Source organism: Streptomyces sp. NPDC052020 (assembly GCF_040680575.1).
In the GTDB taxonomy this organism is placed as follows: Bacteria; Actinomycetota; Actinomycetes; order Streptomycetales; family Streptomycetaceae; genus Streptomyces.
Map to the genome: position 1 here is coordinate 50,192 of NZ_JBFAWY010000025.1, position 22,052 is coordinate 72,243.

The window sequence follows — 22,052 nt, forward strand, 5'->3', positions numbered from 1 at the left end:
CGCCGGTGCCGCGCGCCGGGCCGGCGGGACCACCCCGCGCCTCTCCGCGCCCCTGCCCCGGGTCCGCTCATTGTGGAGCATCCGCCGCCGGGAGGGAACAGCGCGACGCGAGGGGACGGCGGGTCCCGGCCCGCGACGCCCGTTCAGGCCGGCGACCGACAGGCCCCGGCCGTCCCGGGGGCGGCGAAGGCGTAGCCCAGCCGTTGGTCTCCGCGTGGTCGTGGCCCCGCACGCGCGGGTCGCAGGCCCCGGGTTCCGTGCCGCATGCGCCGGCACCCTCCCCGCGCCGCCCGGCAATGGGACAACAACGTTGTCGCATTCGAGGCGCACGGACCAGCGGGGGGTCAAGTTACGTAGGGTGTCGAGGGTGTTGAGTGCGGTGTCCGGACGCGCGGCCGGGAATATCTTCTGGCGTGAACACGCGGGCCGCTCGTATTTCCGCGAGGTCTCAACTCGGAAAAGACCCGTGGCCAACCTTGCTTTCGATCTTGCTCACTTGCCCGAAAGTGGACTATACCTGTCGGCCATCCGGGGATCCGTCTGAGCACCCGAACAGCACCACTCGCACCACCGCACCACCCGCACTTCCTGCACGACCCAGCGTGACCCGATCGCGGTGCCGGCGAGGATCCGGTTCACCGCCTGAGTCCTGGAGAGGGCGAGGACTTGAGCATGGGATCCACTTCCGCCGAGCACCACGGCACCGACGGCACCGCGGGTGTCGGCCGCCGCGATCTGATCAAGCGTTCCGCGGCGCTCGGGCTGATCTCCGTACCGACGATGAGCTTCCTGTCCGCCTGCGCGAGCGGCGGGGGCGGCGACGACGGGGAGAAAGCCAAGGCGGGCAAGAAAACCGCGAAGAACCCGCTGGGCGTCAACGAGAGCGCCCCGATGGAATTCGTGCTGTTCGACGGCGGCTTCGGCAAGGAGTACGCCGAGGACGCCGTGAAGATCTACGAGAAGAACTTCCCCGGGGCGAAGGTGAAGTTCTCCGCCACCCAGAAGATCCAGTCCACGCTCCAGCCGCGCTTCAACCAGGGCACCCCGCCGGACCTCATCGACAACTCCGGCGCCGAGCAGATGGACATGGGCACGCTGGTCGGCAAGAACCAGCTGGCCGACCTCACCCCGCTGCTGGACGCCCCGTCCTACGACGACCCGGACAAGAAGGTCCGCGACACCCTGCGCCCCGGCATCGTGGAGATGGGCCAGTTCGACGGGGAGAAGGTCTGGATCCTGTACTACGCCTACACCGTGTACGGCGTCTGGTACTCGCGGAAGGCGCTGAACGCGCTCGACGAGGAGTACCCCGAGACCTGGGACCAGATGCTCGCGGTGTGCGAGAAGGCGAAGAAGAAGGGCATCGCCGGCTGGACCTACCCGGGCAAGTACCCGTACTACATCCCCTTCTCGCTCTACCCGATGATCGCCAAGGTCGGCGGCGCCGAGGTGCTCGACGCCATCGACAACCTGGAGCCGAACGCCTGGAAGCACCCGGCGGTCAAGGCGTGTTTCGAGGCGTACTACGAGCTCCACCGCAAGGGGTACATCCTCCGGGGCACCCCCGGCCTGGACCACATCCAGTCGCAGACCGCCTGGGCCCAGGGCAAGGCGCTGTTCCTCCCCAACGGCTCATGGGTGGAGAACGAGTCGGCCAACGTCATCCCGGACGACTTCGAGCTGACCGTCTCCGCGCCCTCCGGCCTCGACTCCTCCGACAAGCTGCCCTTCGGCACCCTGTGGGCCTCCGGCGGCGAGCCGTTCGTCGTACCGGCCAAGGCGAACAACGGCGCGGGCGGCATGGAGCAGCTGCGCATCATGCTCAGCGAGGCGTCCTCCAAGAACTTCACCAGCAAGGTCAAGTCGCTGACCGCCTACAACGGCGGCACCGACGGCATCACCCTCACCCCGGGCCTGAAGGCCGGTGTCGCGGCGCTGGAGAAGGCCGGCCAGAACGTGGTCAACCCGCGGCTCCAGGACTGGTACGTGCAGCTCCAGAAGGAGAAGATCGGCGTCGCCGGGCTCGGCGAGATGATGGCCGGCCGCCTCACCCCGGCCGAGGCCATCAAGAAGATCCAGGGCTTCGCCGACGAGGCGGCCAAGGACGACTCGATCAAGCACTACAAGCACCAGTGAGGAGCCGTCAGCGGGGCCTGTCCGGCGCGTGCGTGCCGGGCGGGCCCCGGCGGCGGTGCCCGCGCGCGAAACGGGGTCGGTAGCAATGCGGCACGGCAAGTACCGGTTCATCGTGGGGTTCCTGGCGGTTCCCCTGGGGCTGTACGCGCTCTTCGTCATCTGGCCGTTCATCCAGTCCATCTACTACTCGTTCACGGACTGGACGGGCCTGAGTCCCGAGTTCGAGATGGTGGGGCTCGCCAACTACGAACGGATGCTGGACGACGACATCTTCTGGAAGTCGTTGCAGCACAGCCTGCTGTTCGCGTTGCTGCTGCCGGTGGTGACGATCGGCCTCGCCCTGTTCTTCTCCTTCATGATCAACGTGGGCGGGCGGCGCCGGCGGGGCGGACCGGCGATCACCGGCGTGCGCGGCTCCTCCGTCTACAAGATCGTCTACTTCTTCCCGCAGGTGCTGTCGATCGCGATCGTCGCCCTGTTGTTCGCGTTCGCGTACAACCCGGACAGCGGAGCGATCAACTCCCTGCTGCGCGGGATCGGGCTCGACGGGCTCCAGCCGCTGTGGCTCGGCGACCCCGACCTGGCGCTGTGGTGCGTGATGGCGGTCCTGGTGTGGTCCACGACCGGCTTCTTCGTCGTCCTCTTCTCGGCCGGCATGGCCTCCATCCCGGCCGAGCTGTACGAGGCGGCCCTGCTGGACGGGGCCAGCCGCGTCACCACGTTCTTCCGGGTCACCCTGCCGCTGCTGTGGGACACCGTGCAGTCGGGCTGGGTCTACATGGGCATCCTCGCCCTGGGCGCCGAATCGTTCGCGGTCGTGCAGATCATGACGACCGGCCCCGGCGGTCCCGACTACTCGACCACCGTCATGGTCCTGTACGTGTACCAGAAGGCGTTCCGGGACGGTCAGGCCGCCTACGCCACGACCATCGGCGTCGCCCTGCTCGTCGTCACCCTGGCCTTCTCCGCCGTGGTGCTGCGACTGGGCCGGCGCGAGCGGCTGGAGTACTGATCAGATGAAGACGACCCAGAGCCCCGCCCCCGTACCGGCCGGAGAGCCCGGTCCCGCCGCCGGCGAGGCCGCCGCCCCGTCCGGCCCGCCCGCGCGCCAGAGGAAGGAGGGCACCGTCCTCAACGTCTTCTCGCACGGCATCCTGGTGATCTGGGCGATCATGGTCGCCCTGCCGCTGGTCTGGGCGGTGATGACGTCCTTCAAGGACGACCGGTCCATCTTCTCCTCGCCCTGGTCGCTGCCGGACACCCTGCACTTCGACAACTGGTCGAGGGCCTGGACCCAGGCCAACATGAGCGACTACTTCCTCAACACCGTCCTGGTCGTGGGCGGTTCGCTCCTCGGCACGCTGGTGCTCGGCTCGATGGCCGCCTACGTGCTGGCCCGCTTCGAGTTCCCGGGCAACCGGTTCATCTACTACCTGTTCGTCGGCGGCATGAGCTTCCCGATCATGCTGGCGCTGGTCCCGCTGTTCTACGTGGTGAACAACATGGGGCTGCTGAACACCATCCACGGGCTGATCCTGGTCTACATCGCCTACTCGCTGCCCTTCACGGTGTTCTTCCTGACCGCGTTCTTCCGGACGCTGCCGACCTCGGTGGCCGAGGCCGCCTTCGTCGACGGCGCCTCGCACACCCGGACGTTCTTCCAGATCATGCTGCCGATGGCCAAGCCGGGCCTGATCAGCGTCGGCATCTTCAACTTCCTGGGCCAGTGGAACCAGTACATGCTGCCGACGGTGCTCAACACCGATCCGGACAAGCGCGTCCTGACCCAGGGCCTGGTGCAGCTGGCGGTCAGCCAGGGCTACAAGGGCGACTGGTCGGGCCTCTTCGCCGGTCTGGTGATGGCGATGCTGCCGGTGCTCGCCGCCTACATCGTCTTCCAGCGGCAGGTGGTCCAGGGACTCACGGCGGGCGCGCTGAAGTAGCGTCCAGGTAGTCCAGGCACGCCCGAAAGCCGTGCTCAGGTAGCGCGCGGTAGCGGACCGGGCGCGCTGCGAGAGACTTCCAGGTCCGCGCGTGTGCCGCTCCCGGCTCCCTCGGGGGCGGCATACGCGTGTGCGCGCGGGGCACCCGGATGCCGTTCAACCTCTTGACGGGAGGCGACCCGAACGGCTCAGCTTAGAGTTCACTAGTTGGACATAGACGGGGTCTCATCGAAGCGGCCCCGTGCGCGGGAGGTCGTCGTGGAGACTCCGGGGTCGCAGTCGTCGCTGCACCGAGCCAACCTGGAGAGGGTCGTCCGGGCCGTGCGGCTGGCCGGATCGCTCACGCAGGCGGAGATCGCGAGGACGACGGGCCTGTCCGCGGCGACGGTCTCGAACATCGTCCGGGAGCTGAAGGAAGGCGGGACGGTCGAGGTCACGCCCACCTCGGCCGGCGGGCGGCGGGCCCGGAGCGTCTCGCTGAGCGGGGACGCCGGCATCGTCATCGGCGTGGACTTCGGCCATACGCACCTGCGGGTCGCGGTCGGGAACCTCGCCCACCAGGTGCTGGCCGAGGAGTCCGAGCCGCTGGACGTCGACGCGTCCTCCCGGCAGGGCTTCGACCGGGCGGAACAACTGGTCACCCGGCTGATCGAGGCGACCGGCGTCGACCGCTCCAAGGTCGCCGGCGTGGGGCTCGGCGTGCCCGGCCCGATCGACGTGGAGTCCGGGACGCTGGGCTCCACCGCGATCCTGCCCGGCTGGGGCGGCACCCGGCCCGCCGAGGAACTGCGGGAACGGCTGGGCGTGCCGGTGCACGTGGACAACGACGCCAACCTGGGCGCCCTCGGCGAGCTGGTCTGGGGCAGCGGCCGGGGCGTGCGGGACCTGGCGTACATCAAGGTCGCCAGCGGTGTCGGCGCGGGCCTGGTGATCAACGGCAAGATCTACCGGGGCCCGGGCGGCACCGCCGGCGAGATCGGCCACATCACCCTGGACGAGGCGGGCCCCGTCTGCCGCTGCGGCAACCGGGGCTGCCTGGAGACCTTCGCCGCCGCCCGCTATGTGCTCCCGCTGCTCCAGCCCAGCCACGGCACCGACCTGACCATGGAGGGCGTCGTCCGGCTGGCCCGGGACGGCGACCCGGGCTGCCGCCGGGTGATCGCCGACGTCGGGCGCCATGTCGGCAGCGGCATCGCCAACCTCTGCAATCTGCTCAACCCCAGCCGCGTGGTCCTGGGCGGCGATCTCGCCGAGGCCGGCGAGCTGGTGCTCGGTCCCATCCGGGAGTCCGTCGGCCGGTACGCCATCCCGAGCGCGGCGCGCCAACTATCCGTTCTCCCCGGGGCACTTGGCGGCCGTGCGGAGGTGCTGGGCGCCCTCGCCCTCGCCCTCAGCGAGATGGGCGATTCAACCCTTTTGGACGGAAGCGCGTCCGCGGCCCTGCCCGCCGCCACGCCTGCCTTCACTTAGAAAACGGATGGCACCGTTGCCATCTCGTTAAGGATTTACTTCTTGACGTCGCACGTGCGGCCGAGTTGACTTCCAGCCACCTCGGCCGCAACGACGCGGCCTCGTCAGGGAGGTTTCTGAAGTGAACACGCGTATGCGTCGTGCCGCCGTCGCCGTCGCCGCCGGTGCGATGGCCGTTTCGCTCGCCGCCTGCGGCAGCGCCAAGGAGTCCGGCGACAAGAACGACTCCGCCTCGTCGTCGGCGGGCACCAAGAAGGGCGACGCGATCAAGGTCGGCCTGCTCCTTCCGGAGAACAAGACCGCGCGTTACGAGAAGTTCGACCGCCCCTTGATCGAGAAGAAGATCAAGGAGCTGACGAACAACAAGGCGGAGATCCAGTACAACAACGCCCGCCAGGACGCCAGCCTCCAGGCCCAGCAGGTCGACACGATGATCACCAACAAGGTGGACGTGCTGATCCTGGACGCCGTGGACGCCAAGGCCGTCAAGAACTCCGTGCAGAAGGCCGTCGACAACGGCATCAAGGTCGTCGCCTACGACCGCCTCGCCGAGGGCCCGATCAGCGCCTACACCTCGTTCGACAACGTGGCGGTCGGCAGGACCCAGGGCGAGGCCCTGCTCAAGGCCCTGGGCGACAAGGCCAAGGACGGCCAGATCGTCATGATGAACGGCTCCGCCACCGACCCGAACGCCGGCCAGTTCAAGGAGGGCGCCCACTCCGTCCTCGACGGCAAGGTGAAGATCGGCAAGGAGTACTCCACCAAGGAGTGGTCGCCGGACAACGCCAACGCCAACATGGAGGCGGCGATCTCGGCGCTCGGCAAGGACGAGATCGTCGGTGTCTACTCCGCCAACGACGGCATGGCGGGCGGCATCATCACCGCCCTGAAGGCCGCCGGCATCGCGGACATCCCGGTCACCGGCCAGGACGCCGAACTCGCCGGTGTCCAGCGCATCGTCACCGGTGAGCAGTACATGAGCGTCTACAAGCCGTACGCCCCCGAGGCCCAGGCCGCCGCCGAGATGGCCGTCGCCCTCGCCAAGGGCGAGTCCCTCGACGCCATCGCCAAGGACAAGGTCTCCAGCGGCAGCGCCAAGGACGTTCCGTCCGTGCTGGTCCCGGTGGTCTCGCTGACCAAGGACAACATCAAGGACACCGTCATCAAGGACGGCATCTACACGGTCGACGAGATCTGCACCGGCAAGTACAAGGCCGCCTGCGACAAGCTCGGCCTCAAGTAAGCCCGGCGTCGCGCTCGGCACCGGGCCGAGCGACGACCCCGGCAAGCGAGCACGCAGCCGCGCGTCCCACGACCCGCCGGCCCCGTTCCCACGGGCCGCACGGGACGCCCTGCCCTCGTCCCCGCCGGCGCCCCGCGCCACACACAGCCCCGCGAGCTCGTGCGGGGCGCCGGACGGAACTTCCCCCCCGACTTTCTCTGCACAGCCCTTCCGCCGGGTCAGGCGGCGAAGGAGATGGTTCACGTGTCCGCTACGCCCGTGCTGGCGTTGCGCGGGGTCTCCAAGCGGTTCGGTGCCGTTCAGGCGCTCACCGACGTAGAGCTTGAGGTCCACGCCGGTGAAGTGGTCGCCCTGGTCGGCGACAACGGCGCCGGAAAATCCACGCTGGTCAAGACGATCGCCGGCGTCCACCCCATCGATGAGGGCGCCATCGAATGGGAGGGCAAGCGCGTCTCGATCAGCAAGCCGCACGACGCCCAGAACCTGGGCATCGCGACGGTCTACCAAGACCTCGCGCTGTGCGACAACATCGACGTCGTCGGCAATCTCTTCCTCGGCCGCGAGCTGAAGAGGTTCGGCGTCCTCGACGAGGTCGAGATGGAGCGCCGCGCCCGCGAGCTGCTGAAGACGCTCTCCATCCGCATCCCGAGCGTGCGCATCCCGATCGCCTCGCTCTCCGGCGGCCAGCGCCAGACCGTGGCGATCGCCCGCTCCATGCTCGGCGAGCCCAAGCTGGTCATCCTCGACGAGCCCACCGCCGCCCTCGGCGTGGAGCAGACCGCCCAGGTGCTCGACCTGGTCGAGCGGCTGCGCGAGCGCGGCCACGCGGTCATCCTCATCAGCCACAACATGGCCGACGTGAAGGCGGTCGCCGACAAGGTGGCCGTGCTGCGCCTCGGCCGCAACAACGGCGTCTTCGAGGTCAGGACGACCTCGCAGGAGGAGATCATCTCCGCCATCACCGGCGCCACCGACAACGCCGTGACCCGCCGTGCGGCGCGCACGAGTGGGGAGGTCGAGAAGTGAGCACCGGCAACAAGACCTCGACGAACAAGACCTCGACGGCGAAGCAGGACGCGACCGTCGTGGAAAACCCCGAGGCCGCGGCCGCCGCGGTCACTGCGGTCGACCCGCGCCTGCTCGTCCGCGAAGAGGGCCTGGCCGGCTACGTCGGCGAGTTCAAGCGCAAGATGAAGGCCGGCGAGCTCGGCTCGATCCCGGTCATCGTCGGCCTGATCGTCATCTGCGTCGTCTTCCAGAGCCTGAACCCGGCGTTCCTGTCCGCGCAGAACATCAACGACATCACCGTCACGATGGTCGGCACGGGCATGATCTCCGTCGGCATCGTCTTCGTGCTGCTGCTCGGCGAGATCGACCTGTCCGTCGGCTCGGTCAGCGGCGCGGCCAGCGCCATAGCCGCCGTCCTCGCGGTCAACCAGGGCTGGCCCGAGTGGCTGGCCGTGCTCGCCGCCGTCGCGGCGGGCGCCGCCATCGGCGCGGCGCACGGCTTCTTCTTCGCCGTGCTCGGAGCCCCCGCCTTCGCCGTCACCCTGGCCGGTCTGCTCTTCTGGCTGGGCTTCATGCTCCAGACGCTGGGCGAGAACGGCACCATCAACCTCGACAGCGACGGCTTCATCGGCCGGCTGACGACGTACTTCTTCTCCGACATCGCCGCGGCCTACGGTCTGGCCGCCCTGGTGACGGCGGTCTTCTTCCTCACCTCCTTCCTCGGCAACCGCCGCCGCGAGGCGGTGGGCGTCCCGTCCCGGCCGCTGAGCGACACCGTCCTGCGCACGGCGCTGCTGGCCGTCGTCTCCTTCGCCGCGGCGTTCATGTACAACCAGTACAAGGGCCTGCCGCTGGCCACGGTGATCTTCCTGGTGTTCCTGGTCGGCACGGACTTCCTGCTGCGCCGCACCTCCTACGGCCGCAAGGTCTTCGCGCTCGGCGGCAGCGTCGAGGCGTCCCGCCGGGCCGGCATCAACGTCACCGCGATCCGGATCTCGGTCTTCGCGATCTCCGGCGGCTTCGCCGCCATCGGCGGCCTCTTCCTGGCCTCCAAGATCGCCTCGGCCAACCAGAGCGCCGGCACCGGTGACCTGCTGATGAACGCGATCGCCGCGGCCGTCATCGGCGGCACCAGCCTCTTCGGCGGCCGGGGCCGCACCTGGAACGCCCTGCTGGGTGTCCTGGTGATCGTCTCCATCCAGTACGGCCTCCAGCTGGAGTCCATCGCCGAGCCGGTGAAGTACATGATCACCGCGGGTGTGCTCCTCACCACCGTGGTCATCGACTCGGTCACCCGCAAGACCCAGAAGACGGCCGGGCGCGCCTAGGGTCTCCCGTTTGGATCACGCCGGGCTCGCGGAGGTCTGGTGCCGCGCCTCGCCGCGTTGTCGTCGGTTGCCGTGGCTCCGCCATGGCGCCCTCCTCCGCCTTGCGGCGCCAGACCCCGCTCCCTGATCCGGCCTGATCCGAACGGAAGACCCTGGTCGCCCGTCCGGATCAGGCCGGATCCGGACGGGCGGCCCTGCCCGCGCGACGCTTCACGGACCTGTGCCCGGCACCCACGGCGGTGCCGGGCACAGCCGTGCCGCCGGACGTGACCCGGGCCGCGCGTGGGTACAGCCGTACGCGTGACCTACGACGCACCGCCCGGACACCGCCCCCCGGGGCGGAACATTAGACTCGACGAGCCCGGCAACAGCTCGAACAGCTCTACTGCAAGGAGGCACGGGTGCCGCTGCTGACCCGCATCAGGGGACCGCGCGATCTGGACCGGCTCAGCCTGGAGGAGCTGGACCAGCTGGCCGGGGAGATCCGGACCTTCCTCGTCGACGCGGTCTCCAAGACCGGCGGCCACCTCGGCCCCAACCTCGGTGTGGTGGAGCTCACCATCGCCCTGCACCGCGTCTTCGAGTCGCCGAAGGACAAGGTGCTCTGGGACACCGGCCACCAGTCCTATGTGCACAAGCTGCTCACCGGCCGCCAGGACTTCTCCCGCCTGAAGATGAAGGGCGGCCTGTCCGGATACCCCTCGCAGGCCGAGTCCGAGCACGACGTCATCGAGAACAGCCACGCTTCCACCGTCCTCGGCTGGGCCGACGGCATCGCCAAGGCCAACCAGCTCCTCGAACGCGACAGCCATGTCGTCGCCGTCATCGGCGACGGCGCGCTGACCGGCGGCATGGCCTGGGAGGCGCTGAACAACATCGCCGACGCCAAGGACCGCCCGCTCGTCATCGTGGTCAACGACAACGAGCGCTCCTACGCCCCCACCATCGGCGGCCTCGCCAACCACCTGGCGACCCTGCGCACCACCGACGGCTACGAGCGTTTCCTGGCCCGCACCCGGGAGGTCCTGGAGCGCACCCCGGTCGTCGGCAAGCCGCTGTACGACACCCTGCACGGCGCCAAGAAGGGCCTGAAGGACTTCATCGCCCCGCAGGGCCTCTTCGAGGATCTCGGCCTGAAGTACGTCGGCCCGATCGACGGCCACGACATCGAGGCCCTGGAGTCCGCCCTCACCCGCGCCAAGCGCTTCGGCGGCCCCGTGATCGTGCACTGCCTCACCGAGAAGGGCCGCGGCTACCAGCCCGCCCTGGCGGACGAGGCCGACCGCTTCCACGCGGTCGGCAAGATCCACCCCGACACGGGCCTGCCCATCGCCACCTCCGGCGCCGACTGGACGAGCGTCTTCGGCGACGAGATGGTCAAACTCGGCGAGGAGCGCGAGGACATCGTCGCCATCACCGCCGCCATGCTCCAGCCGGTGGGCCTGGACAAATTCGCCAAGCGCTTCCCGGAGCGGGTCTACGACGTCGGCATCGCCGAGCAGCACGGCGCCGTCTCCGCGGCGGGCCTGGCCCACGCCGGCGTGCACCCCGTCTTCGCCGTGTACGCCACCTTCCTCAACCGCGCCTTCGACCAGGTGCTGATGGACGTGGCCCTGCACAAGTGCGGCGTCACCTTCGTCCTGGACCGGGCCGGCGTCACCGGTACCGACGGCGCCTCCCACAACGGCATGTGGGACATGTCGATCCTCCAGGTCGTCCCCGGTCTCAGGCTCGCCGCCCCGCGCGACGCCGACCAGGTCCGCGCCCAGCTCCGCGAGGCCGTCGCCGTGGCGGACGCGCCCACCGTGGTCCGCTTCTCCAAGGGCGCCGTCGGCCCCGCCGTCCCCGCCGTCGGCCGGGTCGGCGGCATGGACGTGCTGCGCGAGCCCGGCACCGACACCCCGGACGTCCTCCTGGTCTCCGTGGGCGCGCTGGCCCCGATGTGCCTGGAGGTGGCGGACCTGCTGAACCGGCAGGGCATCTCCACCACCGTCGTCGACCCGCGCTGGGTCAAGCCCGTCGACGAGGCCATGGCCCCGCTCGCCGAGCGCCACCGCGTCGTCGTCACCGTCGAGGACAACTCCCGCGCCGGCGGTGTCGGCTCGGCGATCGCCCAGGCCCTGCGGGACGCGGGCGTCGACGTCCCGCTGCGCGACTTCGGCATCCCGCCGCGCTTCCTCGACCACGCCTCCCGCGCCGAGGTCCTCGCCGAGATCGGGCTGACCGCCCCCGACATCGCCCGCCAGGTCACCGGGCTGGTCGCCAAGCTCGACGGCCGGTACGACCGCGCGGCCGCCCACGTGGAGGCCGCGCGCGACTGACGGGCACCCCGCCCGCCGCCGGATGGGCCGGTCGTGCCACTCGTTGCAGTGGCGGGACCGGCCCATCCGCGTGGTTCCTTCCGCGCCGGGGCATACCTACCAAGCCCCCTCTCGATCATGTCGAGGACGACAAGCGTGGGAGGTACTCCATGAGCAGCAGTCTCTTCCGGACGAAGAGAATCGAGCAGTCCATCCTCGATACCGAGGAGCCAGAGCACGCGCTCAAGAAATCGCTGTCCGCGCTTGACCTGACCGTCTTCGGCGTCGGTGTCATCATCGGCACCGGCATCTTCGTCCTGACCGGCACGGTCGCCAAGAACAACGCCGGGCCGGCCGTGGCCCTGGCCTTCGTGGTGGCCGGTGTCGTCTGCGCGCTGGCCGCTCTGTGCTACGCCGAGTTCGCCTCCACCGTCCCGGTGGCCGGTTCCGCGTACACCTTCTCCTACGCCTCGCTCGGCGAGCTGCCCGCCTGGATCATCGGCTGGGACCTCGTCCTGGAGTTCGCGCTGGGCACGGCGGTGGTCGCCGTCGGCTGGTCCGGCTACATCCGGTCCCTGCTGGACAACGCGGGCTGGCGGATGCCCGAGGCCCTCGGCGGCCGGGACGGCGCCGACGGTTTCGGTTTCGACATCCTCGCCGCCGCCCTGGTGCTGGTGCTGACCGCCATCCTCGTCCTCGGCATGAAGCTCTCGGCTCGCGTCACCTCGTTCGTCGTCGCCGTCAAGGTGGCGGTCGTCCTCGTCGTGATCATCGCGGGCGCCTTCTTCGCCAAGGGGGCCAACTACGACCCCTTCATCCCGAAGTCGCAGCCGGTGGAGGCGGGCGGCGGCCTGCACTCCCCGCTGATCCAGCTCCTGTTCGGCTGGGCCCCGGCCAACTTCGGCGTGATGGGCATCTTCACCGCCGCCTCCGTCGTCTTCTTCGCCTTCATCGGTTTCGACATCGTCGCCACGGCCGCCGAGGAGACGAAGAACCCGCAGCGGGACATGCCCCGCGGCATCCTCGGCTCCCTGTTCATCTGCACCGCCCTGTACGTCGCCGTGTCGATCGTCGTCACCGGCATGCAGCACTACAGCGAGCTGTCGATCGACGCCCCGCTCGCCGACGCCTTCAAGGCCACCGGGCACCCCTTCTTCGCGGGCGTGATCAGTTTCGGCGCCGCGGTCGGCCTGACCACGGTCTGCATGATCCTGCTGCTCGGGCAGACCCGGGTGTTCTTCGCCATGAGCCGCGACGGGCTCCTGCCCCGCTTCTTCTCCCGGGTCCACCCCCGCTTCCGCACCCCGCACCGGCCGACCATCCTGCTCGGCGTGATCATCGCGATCGTCGCGGGCTTCACCAGCCTGAGCGAACTGGCCGAGCTGGTGAACATCGGCACGCTGTTCGCCTTCGTGATCGTCGCGGTCAGCGTGCTCATCCTCCGCCGCACCCGGCCCGACCTGCACCGGGCCTTCCGCACCCCCTGGGTGCCGGTCCTCCCCGTGGTGTCGGTGTGCGCCTCGCTGTGGCTGATGCTCAACCTGCCCGCCGAGACCTGGGTCCGGTTCGGCGTCTGGATGGCGATCGGCGTCGTCGTGTACTTCCTCTACGGCCGCTCCCACAGCCGCCTCGGCCGGGAGGAGGAGACCCGGGTCGACGAGGTGTTCCGGCCCTCGAAAGGTGACGCGGAGTAATCACTACGGCCAAACGATCCGTCCCCGTATGTCCCCTTAGGGGAGAGGCTGTACGGCGGATAGCGTGCGGCCATGCATGCCCAGCCTCTCGCTCCCTCACCCACCGTTTCCGGTCGGCGTGCCTCCGCCGGGTACTGGGTGCGGCTGCTGCCCTCGTTCGCGCTGCTGGCCTGCGTCACCCGGATTCCCTCGTTCACGCGCCCGGTGTGGAGCCCCGACGAGGGCTACCTCGCCGTCCAGGCGCGTCTGCTGGCGCAGGGCGGCGAGCTGTACGAGACGGTCGTCGACCGCAAACCGCCGCTCGTGCCCTGGCTGTACCAGGGGGTGTTCGCCCTCGCCGGGTCCGAGTCGCTGACCCCGGTACGGATCCTCGCGGTCCTCGCCCAGTTCGCCACCGCGCTGGCGCTGGCCTCGCTCGCCCGCCGCCGCTGGGGCGACACGGCGGGCCGCACGGCCGGGGTGCTCTATCTCCTGGTCTCCGTCGGCCTGAACCCCGAGGACGCGCAGGCCGCGGGGTTCGAGGTGTTCATGCTGCCGTTCACGGCGGCCGCGCTGTGGTGCGCCGACCGCCGCCTGTGGGGCATGGCCGGCCTCGCCGCCGGCTGTGCCTTCCTCGCCAAGCAGACGGGCGGGGCGGTCCTGATTCCGGTGCTGTGGCTGTGGCTGCGCGACGCGCGCGGCGGCAGGCGGGGCGGGGCGCCGCGGCTGGCCGCCGGGGCGGCGGCACCGGCACTGGGCGCGGCCCTGGTCACCGACCCCGGGGGGTTCCTCTTCTGGACGGTGACCGGGTCGGGGACGTACGCGTGGCTCGGGGACTCCGGGGCGCACGCACTGAGCCGGGGGCTGGTCAACGCCGCGATCGTGGCGGTCGCCTGCGCGGGACTGATCCCGCCGGTCGTCAGGGCCCTGAGCGGCGGGCGTGAGGGGGCGCGCGGGCCGGGGAGCGGCGGCGCGGCGCGCGGCCGTCCCGCCGGATGGGCCGGCCGGGGCGCGCGCGGCGGCGGCCGGGCCGGGCGCACCCCGGCCGGCGGGCCCGGCACCACGGCCGACCTGTGGCTGTGGCTCGCCGCCTCGGCCGGGGCGGTCACCGTGGGCTTCCACTTCTTCGGCCACTACTACCTCCAGCTCCTGCCGCCCCTCGCCCTGCTGGCCGCCGCCGCGCTGCGCGGCCGGCCCGCTTACCGGCGGACGGCCGCGCTGCGCACCTCGGCCTGCTGCTGTGTCCTGTTCCTGGCCTGGGGCCTGCTCGCGCCCCGTACGGAGCTCGACCATGCCCTCCGCCTGGCCGGCACCGTCGCCGGCCGCACCGGCCCCGGCGACCGCGTCCTGATCTGGGGCATGCACCCGGAGACGTACTGGCTCGCCGACCGCGCCCCCGCCACCCGCTACCTCACCGCGGGCCTGCTCACCAACTACAGCGGCGGCCGGGTCGGCTCCCGGGTGGGGGAGAAGTACGCCGTGGAGGGGGCCTGGGAGGTCTTCCACGAGGAGATGGCCACCCGCCCGCCGGCCCTGGTCGTCGACGACTCGCGCGGCAAGCCGTACGGACCGCGGCGCGTGCCGGGGCTGCGGCGGCTGCTGGACGCGGGATACGTGCGGGCGGGGAAGGTGGACGGGGCGGTGCTGTATGTGCGCGGCGGGGGTTAGGGCCTTCCGTCACGCTCCCGTCCGCCTCGCGACGACGGGCCCTTAGGGCCTTCCGTCCGGACCGGGCCGGACCGTCCGGGGGCCCGCCACCTCCGCGCCCAGTTCCGTCACCCGGCGGCGCAGTTCGCGGTCGGCCGTGACCACCAGGACGGGCCGGTCACCCGCCCGCGCGACCAGCTCGACCATGTGGTCGTCGCCGCTGCCGGGCGCCGGCTCCACGCGGACGCCGGGCGCGGACTCCACGCCCCGCGCGGCACCCTCGACGACGAGGACGATCTCCACCGGTCCCGCCCGCCCCGGCACGCCGTCGGCGGCCAGCCGGTCCCGCAGCCGCCGGGCCGCCGCGGGCCGGTCCCGCCACCATCCGTCCGGCACCGAGCCGACGACGTTGGCCGCGTCGACGATCACGAGCAGAGAGGCGTTGCCGTCCAGGTCGTCCAGGTCGTCCAGGCCGTCCATGTCGTCCATGTCGTCCATGCGGCCAGGGTCGCACGGCGGGCCGCGGCCGGAGACACCCGCCCGGCACCGGCGGCACCGCCGCGCATAGAGTGAACGGGTGAACGGCGAGTGGCTCCATCGCGGCCGTGACGGCCGCCTCTGTGTCTATCTGCCGTCGGGCGACACCGTGCTGTGCCGCGCCGAGCTCGGGCCCGGCGGGCCCTGGGAGGCACCGCGCAAGGCCGGCGGCGACCAGAAGCTCCACGAGGGACTCTCGGTCGGCCGGGGCGCCGACGGCTATGCCCATCTGGTCGCCTGGCGGCCCACGGCCCCCGGCGAGTCCGGCCTCGTGCACAGCACGCACTTCCGGCCACGGCTCGCGCCCCTGGACTGGCAGCCGATCGGCCACCCCAACAAGGCAGGTGAGCGCACCGGCACGCCCGCCGTCGCGGTCGACGCGCAGGGCCGTGCCCATGTCTTCGTCCGCAACGGCGGCGGCGGGATCAGCATGCGGGCCCAGAAGGAGAAGGGCGGCTGGGACTCCTGGCGGGACCTCAAGGGCAAGGGGGTCCAGGAGGAGCCCGCCGCGGTGACCGGCGAGTCCGGCAGGGTCGAACTGTACGCGGCGGTCCCCGGCGGCATCCTGCACTGGCGCCAGGAGAAGCCGGGCGCGCAGCCGGTCCTGGGGGAGCGTGCCGAGGTCCCGGTCCGCCCGGGGACGCTCCGGGCGCTGGCCACGTCCGCCGGGCACACCACCGTCTTCTTCACCGACGACCGCGGCGACCTGTGCGTCTGGCGCCCCGGTGGCAAGCCCGTGCCCCTGCTGGCCGCCGCCGGTCCCGGCCCGGTCTCCGCGGTCCGCTGCGTCATCGACGGCCACGACTGCACCCTGCTCGCCCAGCGCGCGGCGAGCGGGCGTCTCGCCCTGGCCGCCTACCCGACCGAGCGGGAGCCGGCCGGTGCCTGGTGGACGGAGACCGGCCCCCGGCTCCCGGAGGACACCGAGGTGTCGCTGACGCTCGACGAGGACGGCCGGGTGGTCGCCGCCGCCCTCACCCCCTCGGCCGGGCGGCTCCTGCTGACCCGGCGCAAGGACGAGCCGGGGCTGGCACTCCAGGCGTGGCGGGAGGTATAGGGCCTGTCGGCACTCCCGTCGTCCGCCCGAAGGGCGGGCATGGCGTCTCAAGGCAGGCGGGAGTGTGCCGGCAGGCCCTCGCGGACACCGGATCGCCTTGCGTCCTTCACCGCGCGCTCACCCTATGATGGGTCAGCTCGGCCTCCCGTACACAAGTTCGGGGCGGGCGGTCATCCGCACCGAGGGACACGGAAGGGGCAGGTCACGTCATGCGGACCAGATCCGGGCGCGGCGCGCCCCGGGGCAGAGCGCTCACCGGTGCCGATCAGGTGCCGTCCGGACGGGGGACGGCGCAGAGCGCCGTCGACGGCCGCCGTCTGACCCTCGGCAAGGACGGCCGGCTGACCGCCTACGCGCGCACCGGCGACGGCCTGCTGCGCTGGACCGAGAAGCGGCCCGGCGGACCGGAGTGGACCGGCCCCGACTTCTTCCCCGTGGCACACCTGACCCATCTGTCGGTGGCTCAGGGCGCCGACACGTATGTGCACTTCGTCGCCCGGCGTGAGACCCCGAGGGCCGGCGGCCCGCCCGCGATCGACGTCGTCCACGCGATCCAGTACCAGACCGGGCGCCCGGTCACCGAATGGCGGTCGCTGGGCAATCCGCACGGGGAGCCGGACAGGGCCGCCCGTCTGGGGGTGCCCGCGGCCGCCGTGAGCGCGTCCGGCCGGGTGCACGTCTTCGTGCGCAACGCGGGCGGCGGCGTGATGCTGCGCCGGGAGTCGCCCACCGGAAAGTGGGAGCCCTGGCACGACCTCAAGGGCAGTGGCGTGCACGACGGCCTGGTGCCCCTCGCCCACGCCTCCGGGCGCATCGCCCTGCTGGCGGGCGGGGAGCGGAACGCCATGTGGTGGCGTCAGCCGGAGCCGGAGGGCGACATCCGGCGGGAGCTGAACATCCCGGTCCGGATGGCCCCCGGCACCGTCTCGGCCCTGGAGACGGGCCCGGACCGGGCGACGTACTACTGGGCCGATCCCGACTCCGGCGGCATCGTCGCGCACCGGCCCGGGGGCTGGCTGATCCCGCTCGGCGGTACTCCCGCCGGGGGGCCCGTCGCGGCGGTGCGCGCGGTGCTCGACGGCTACGACTGCACGGTGCTGGGCCACCGCGACGCCGGCGGGGACATCATGCTGGCCGCCTTCGGCACGGAGGACGAGCAGTCGGGTGTGTGGTGGTCGCCGGCCGGTGAGCGGGGTACCGGCACCCCGGTGCTGGCGCTGGACGCGGCCGGCCGCGTCGTGCTGGCGGCACACGGTCCCGACGGCGCGCTGCGCGTCGCCCGGCAGACCGGCGAGCCGGGCCTGGTGATGGCACCCTCCCAGGCCCTCTAGGGTCCTTCGCTCGCAGCACGCCCAGGATCAGGCCGGATCGCCCCGCGAGCCCGGCGTGATCCCGGGCGGCAGGTCCCGGGTGTGCCGTCCGGACGGCACACCCGGGACCTGCCGGGGGCGCCGTCAGCCGTTCCCGCCGCCGGTGGCCGGGGACTTCTTCGCCGACTCGGGGATCGCCGTGTCGCCGCGGACCGCCTTCCACAGGGCCGACGCCTGCGGTTCGGCCGCCACGACCCGGTTCGGGTCGGCCGTGTCGTACGCCACCGGGAGCATGATCGTTTCCATGGAGGACGGGTCCACACCGTTCAGGCTGCGGCCGAAGTCCGCCAGCGCGGTGAGCGAGGCGAGCTCGGAGTCGGTGGTGAGCGCCGCGGTGAGCTCGTCGGCGATCTTGAAGGTCTTGGCGGGGCTGCCCAGCAGGTCCTGCCGCTTGATCTCGCTCAGCAGCGCGAGCATGAACTGCTGCTGGAGGCCGATCCGCCCGAGGTCGCTGCCGTCGCCGACGCCGTGCCGGGTGCGGACGAAGGCCAGCGACTGGGTGCCGTTCAGCTTGTGGGTGCCGGCGGTCAGGTCCAGGCCGCTGGAGGGGTCCTTGATGTCCTGGTCCACGGTGACCGTGACCCCGCCGATCGCGTCCACGAGCCCCTTGAAGCCGGCGAAGTCGATCTCGACGTAGTGGTCCATGCGGACCCCGGACATCTTCTCCACCGTCTTGACCACGCACGCCGGTCCGGCCTGCGCGTAGACGGAGTTGAACATCACGCGCTCGGCCGGTGCCACCTCGGTGCCGTCCGCCTTGGTGCACGCGGGCCGGGTGACCAGGGTGTCGCGCGGGATGCTGACCGCCACGGCCCTGGTGCGGCCCTCGGGTATGTGCATCACCAGCGCGGTGTCCGAGCGGGCACCGTCGACATCGCCCGTCTTCAGCGCGGCGTTGGCGCCGGCCCGGGAGTCGGAGCCGAGGATGAGGATGTTCTGACCGGACGTCGGGAGCTTTTGCGGCCGGTCGTCGCCGATCGCCCGGTCGATGTCGACGCCTTCGATGTTTCCGTCCAGGTCCCGGTACATCCAGTAGGCCGTGCCGCCGGCGGCGAGCAGCAGAACCACGAAGGCGCCGAGGACGACGCGGAATATCCGGGAGCGGCGGCGGGTACGCCGTCGGCCACCCGCGCTGCGGGAAGCTCTTCGGCGGCCGGCGCGGGTGCTGGAGTCGGGAGCGGCATCAGTCATGACGGAGCACTATATGCAGCCCGACCAGGCGTGCAGGAACCGTCCGGGGAGAGCCGCCGATGTTTTGTGACGGTCCCCAAAGGTTGTACGGGCCTGCCGTGGGATTGTTCACGTACACCGTCACTTTGCGTCATGTTTTACGCCTGGACTTTTAACCGTCTTTCATGTGAAGGTTCTGTGACTCACTCAACCCGTGCGGATGTTCGAGCACATGACGGCGGGTCGTGATGCTAACAAAACGGACAAAAATGCAGTATTCGGTCCGCTTTCGTCTGGTGGTCGAGGGCCGCGCTGCCTCCTGATGCCGCCGGACGCGGGACCGGCAGCAGCGTGGATGGTGGGTGCCTCGTGGTCGGTTCCGGCAATCCGGAAGCCGGGTCTCTCGTATCCGCGTACCGGACGATCGTGCCGACGACGGCCCGTCGCGGCATCGCCCGCAAAGTGCCCACGCCCCTGAGGTCGGCCGTCAAGCAGTCCCTCACCACCTTCGACGCCGTGCGCTCCGCCACCGTCGTCTGGGCCATGGGCGGCCGCCGCAAGGTGTCGCGCCACGGAGCCGGCTTCGACCTGCGGATCGTCCGGGTGGACGGACGCCATATGCGCGCCCAGCTGGTCGAGGGAGCCACCGCCTGGGCGGCGCGCGCCCGCAATCTGCACATCGTCGTCACGGCGCTGGAATCCGGCGGCATCGACCACTTCTGCGTCCGGGGCACCGGACACGACCTGCCCGCCGTGGCGGTGCCGGCCGCCCTGCGGCAGGACGCCGAGGCCGTGCTGCGGGAGGCGTTCGAGGCGGCGCCCGGATACGCCGGACCCGCGGGCGCCGACGACGCGGCCATGCACCCGGGGGAGGAGGAGCGCAGCTGGCACCGGCTCCGCCGGCACGACGTGCTGCGCCTGGCCTGGTACGTCACCGACCCCACCCAGGAACTGGTCTTCGGCTCCGGCTCCGGCTGCGACCTGGAGTTCTGGGCGGAGGCCGACGGACGGCTCACCGCGCCCCGCCCCAACAGCGTCGTCACCGACTTCGTCGACGCCGGAGAGCGGGCCGAGGCGCCGCAGGCCCTGTTCAGCCTCATACCCGGCGCCTACGCCACCGGTGTCACCCGCACCCTGCCCGAGTTCACCCAGCCGCTCCCGGAGGACCACCTCTTCCCCATCGACGTCGTGTACACCTGGGTCGACGACTCCGACCCCGTCTGGGCGGCCGAACGCGACGCGGCCCGCTCCGGACGCCTCGGCGTCCCCGCCCCGCGCCTGCACAGCCAGGCCGCCAACGACGCCCGCTTCACCAGCCGGGACGAGCTGCGCTACTCGCTGCGCTCCCTCCACCAGTACGCGCCCTGGGTGCGCACCATCCACCTGGTCACCGCCGGGCAGGTGCCCGCCTGGCTCGACACCGACGCCCCGGGCCTGAAGGTCGTCGACCACCGCGAGATCTTCTCCGACCCCTCGGCCCTGCCGACCTTCAACTCGCACGCCATCGAGAGCCAGCTGCACCACATCGACGGCCTCGCCGAGCACTTCCTCTACCTCAACGACGACGTGTTCCTCGGCCGCCCCCTCACCGCCGGCCACTTCTTCCACCCCAACGGACTCAGCAAGTTCTTCCAGTCCAAGGCACTGGTGCCGACCGGACCGACGGACCCCGGCGACCTGCCGGTCAACGCCGCGGGCAAGAACAGCCGGACCCTGATCGAGCGGTCCTTCGGCACCCGCGTGGCGCAGAAGATGAAGCACACCCCGCACCCGCTGCGCCGCAGCGTCCTGTCGGACATCGAGCTGGTGTACGCCGAGGAGCACCACCGCACCCAGCACGCGCGCTTCCGGTCCCCCGAGGACGTCCCGATCGCCTCGTCCCTGCACCACTACTACGGCTTCCACACCGGCCGCGCCACCGTCGGCACCCTGCGCTACGTCTACATCGACCTCGCCGCGGACCTCGCCCAGCGCCGCCTGGACACCCTGCTCGCCCGCCGGAACTTCGACACCTTCTGCCTGAACGACACCGTGGTGCACCCCGACCCCGCGGCGCAGGAACGCATGGTGCGCTCGTTCCTGGAGCGCTACTTCCCCGTGCCCAGCCGGTTCGAGCTGCCCGAGGGCAGGACCGGACCGATCCGGCTCGCCGAGCGCCGCGCCCTGCGCCCGGTCACCGACCCCGCCCGCTTCGACCCCACCCCCCTCGACGGAGCCCCACGATGAAGCGCCGACCCCTGCGTGCCGTCCGCCGCACACTGCGCCGAACGGTCACCCGGACCCGGTCGGTCCTGCTCCGCCGGGTGTTCCTGCCCTGGCGCAAGGACCGCGCGGCCGTACTCCGCTACGCCGCCGTCCTGGACGGGCAGACCGTGAACCTGCACGCGCGGCTGCCCCGCTGGGCCCGCCCGGACGAGCGGGCCCGCATCGAGCTGCGGCGCCGGGGCCGGCGGCACACCGCCGCCGCCCGCGTGTACGCCGACCACGACGGCGGCATCGTCATGGACGCCGCCATCCTGCTCGGCGCGGACGTGGGCGGGCTCCCGCTGCGGACCGGCCGCTGGAAGATCCGGCTGCGCCTGCGGAAGGGGCTGCGCCGCCGCGCCCTGTCGCTGGTGCTCCTCGACATGCCGGAGCCGTACGGCGGACCCACCCGCCCCATGGCGGCCTCCGCGGTGACGGGGGCCCGCTACCGGCTCGGCCGCGGCGTCACCGGAAGCGCCCGGGTGACGTTCACCCCGCCCCAGCCCGCGGCCGAGGTGGTCCGCGTCCAGGTGTCCCACAGCGCACTGGAGATCGCCTTCCGGGTCGTCGGCGGTGAACCCCGGGCGCCCTGGGCGGAGTTCGTCGCCTCCGGACGCCGGTTCGAGGCCGAGGTCGACGCGCTCGGCGACGGCCTGTGGCAGGTCCTGGCGCCCCTGCACCTCATGACGCCGCACCGCGACCGGCCCGAGCAGTGGGACGTCCTCCTGTGCTCGGACAACCTGCGCGACCTGCGGCTCGGACGCCGCCTGCACGATGTGCGCAACCCCAAGCGCGTCTTCGCGATGCGGGAGAGCGCGGTCACGCCCGTCGGCCTCACCCCCATGCTCGTCCTGCCCCGCTACACACCCGCGGGCAACTTCCGCATCCAGTGCAGCCAGATGACGGAAGCCGCGTAACCGGAAATC

16 protein-coding genes are annotated in these 22,052 nt (G+C 71.4%); 14 read left to right on the top strand and 2 right to left on the bottom strand.

The window, feature by feature from the left end; all coding sequences use genetic code 11:
- The first annotated feature begins 672 nt into the window (after positions 1-672).
- The 10 genes from ngcE (at position 673) to AB0L74_RS24095 (ending at position 14,769) form a co-directional block, all read left to right on the top strand.
- Positions 673-2,136 carry an N-acetylglucosamine/diacetylchitobiose ABC transporter substrate-binding protein gene (ngcE, locus tag AB0L74_RS24050; protein WP_365655929.1) on the top strand — a complete coding sequence of 488 codons (1,464 nt, stop codon included), beginning with the start codon at positions 673-675 and terminating at the stop codon, positions 2,134-2,136.
- Positions 2,137-2,221: 85 nt separating this feature from the next.
- Complete coding sequence (locus AB0L74_RS24055; protein WP_365655932.1) at positions 2,222-3,148, top strand: sugar ABC transporter permease; 927 nt, start codon at positions 2,222-2,224, stop codon at positions 3,146-3,148.
- A 4-nt stretch (positions 3,149-3,152) separates the two neighbouring features.
- On the top strand, positions 3,153-4,079 hold the full coding sequence (locus AB0L74_RS24060; RefSeq protein WP_365655935.1) for a carbohydrate ABC transporter permease: 927 nt from the start codon (positions 3,153-3,155) through the stop codon (positions 4,077-4,079).
- 258 nt (positions 4,080-4,337) lie between these two features.
- Positions 4,338-5,549, top strand: a complete 1,212-nt coding sequence (locus AB0L74_RS24065) for an ROK family transcriptional regulator (protein ID WP_365655938.1) — start codon at positions 4,338-4,340, stop codon at positions 5,547-5,549.
- Positions 5,550-5,682: 133 nt separating this feature from the next.
- Positions 5,683-6,792, top strand: a complete 1,110-nt coding sequence (locus AB0L74_RS24070) for a substrate-binding domain-containing protein (protein ID WP_365656067.1) — start codon at positions 5,683-5,685, stop codon at positions 6,790-6,792.
- A 234-nt stretch (positions 6,793-7,026) separates the two neighbouring features.
- Complete coding sequence (locus AB0L74_RS24075; RefSeq protein WP_365655941.1) at positions 7,027-7,818, top strand: ATP-binding cassette domain-containing protein; 792 nt, start codon at positions 7,027-7,029, stop codon at positions 7,816-7,818.
- Positions 7,815-9,128, top strand: coding sequence for a sugar ABC transporter permease (locus AB0L74_RS24080; protein WP_365655944.1), 1,314 nt, complete (start codon positions 7,815-7,817; stop codon positions 9,126-9,128). The genes AB0L74_RS24075 and AB0L74_RS24080 overlap by 4 nt, the downstream gene beginning before the upstream one ends.
- Before the next feature lie 401 nt (positions 9,129-9,529).
- Positions 9,530-11,449, top strand: a complete 1,920-nt coding sequence (gene dxs, locus AB0L74_RS24085) for a 1-deoxy-D-xylulose-5-phosphate synthase (protein ID WP_365655947.1) — start codon at positions 9,530-9,532, stop codon at positions 11,447-11,449.
- 149 nt (positions 11,450-11,598) lie between these two features.
- Positions 11,599-13,122, top strand: a complete 1,524-nt coding sequence (locus tag AB0L74_RS24090; RefSeq protein WP_365655950.1) for an amino acid permease — start codon at positions 11,599-11,601, stop codon at positions 13,120-13,122.
- Between the two features lie 72 nt (positions 13,123-13,194).
- A complete protein-coding gene (locus AB0L74_RS24095) occupies positions 13,195-14,769 on the top strand; it encodes a glycosyltransferase family 39 protein (protein ID WP_365655953.1) in 1,575 nt (524 codons plus the stop codon).
- A gap of 42 nt (positions 14,770-14,811) precedes the next feature.
- Here the strand turns inward: AB0L74_RS24095 and AB0L74_RS24100 are convergent, their stop codons facing one another.
- Positions 14,812-15,201 (bottom strand): NTP pyrophosphohydrolase, encoded by a 390-nt coding sequence (locus tag AB0L74_RS24100; RefSeq protein ID WP_365656070.1) that lies wholly within the window; start codon positions 15,199-15,201, stop codon positions 14,812-14,814.
- A 124-nt stretch (positions 15,202-15,325) separates the two neighbouring features.
- Here AB0L74_RS24100 and AB0L74_RS24105 point away from each other — a divergent pair, with 124 nt between their 5' ends.
- Together AB0L74_RS24105 and AB0L74_RS24110 are read left to right on the top strand one after the other, a co-directional pair.
- On the top strand, positions 15,326-16,342 hold the full coding sequence (locus AB0L74_RS24105; protein WP_365655956.1) for a hypothetical protein: 1,017 nt from the start codon (positions 15,326-15,328) through the stop codon (positions 16,340-16,342).
- Between the two features lie 209 nt (positions 16,343-16,551).
- Positions 16,552-17,673, top strand: coding sequence for a hypothetical protein (locus AB0L74_RS24110; RefSeq protein ID WP_365655959.1), 1,122 nt, complete (start codon positions 16,552-16,554; stop codon positions 17,671-17,673).
- Between the two features lie 123 nt (positions 17,674-17,796).
- Here the strand turns inward: AB0L74_RS24110 and AB0L74_RS24115 are convergent, their stop codons facing one another.
- Positions 17,797-18,903: an LCP family protein gene (locus AB0L74_RS24115; protein WP_365655962.1), complete on the bottom strand. Its 1,107-nt coding sequence runs from the start codon at positions 18,901-18,903 to the stop codon at positions 17,797-17,799.
- Between the two features lie 402 nt (positions 18,904-19,305).
- Here AB0L74_RS24115 and AB0L74_RS24120 point away from each other — a divergent pair, with 402 nt between their 5' ends.
- Both AB0L74_RS24120 and AB0L74_RS24125 read left to right on the top strand, forming a co-directional pair.
- Complete coding sequence (locus AB0L74_RS24120) at positions 19,306-21,108, top strand: stealth family protein (RefSeq protein ID WP_365656073.1); 1,803 nt, start codon at positions 19,306-19,308, stop codon at positions 21,106-21,108.
- A complete protein-coding gene (locus AB0L74_RS24125; protein WP_365655966.1) occupies positions 21,105-22,043 on the top strand; it encodes a hypothetical protein in 939 nt (312 codons plus the stop codon). The genes AB0L74_RS24120 and AB0L74_RS24125 overlap by 4 nt, the downstream gene beginning before the upstream one ends.
- Positions 22,044-22,052 lie beyond the last annotated feature (9 nt).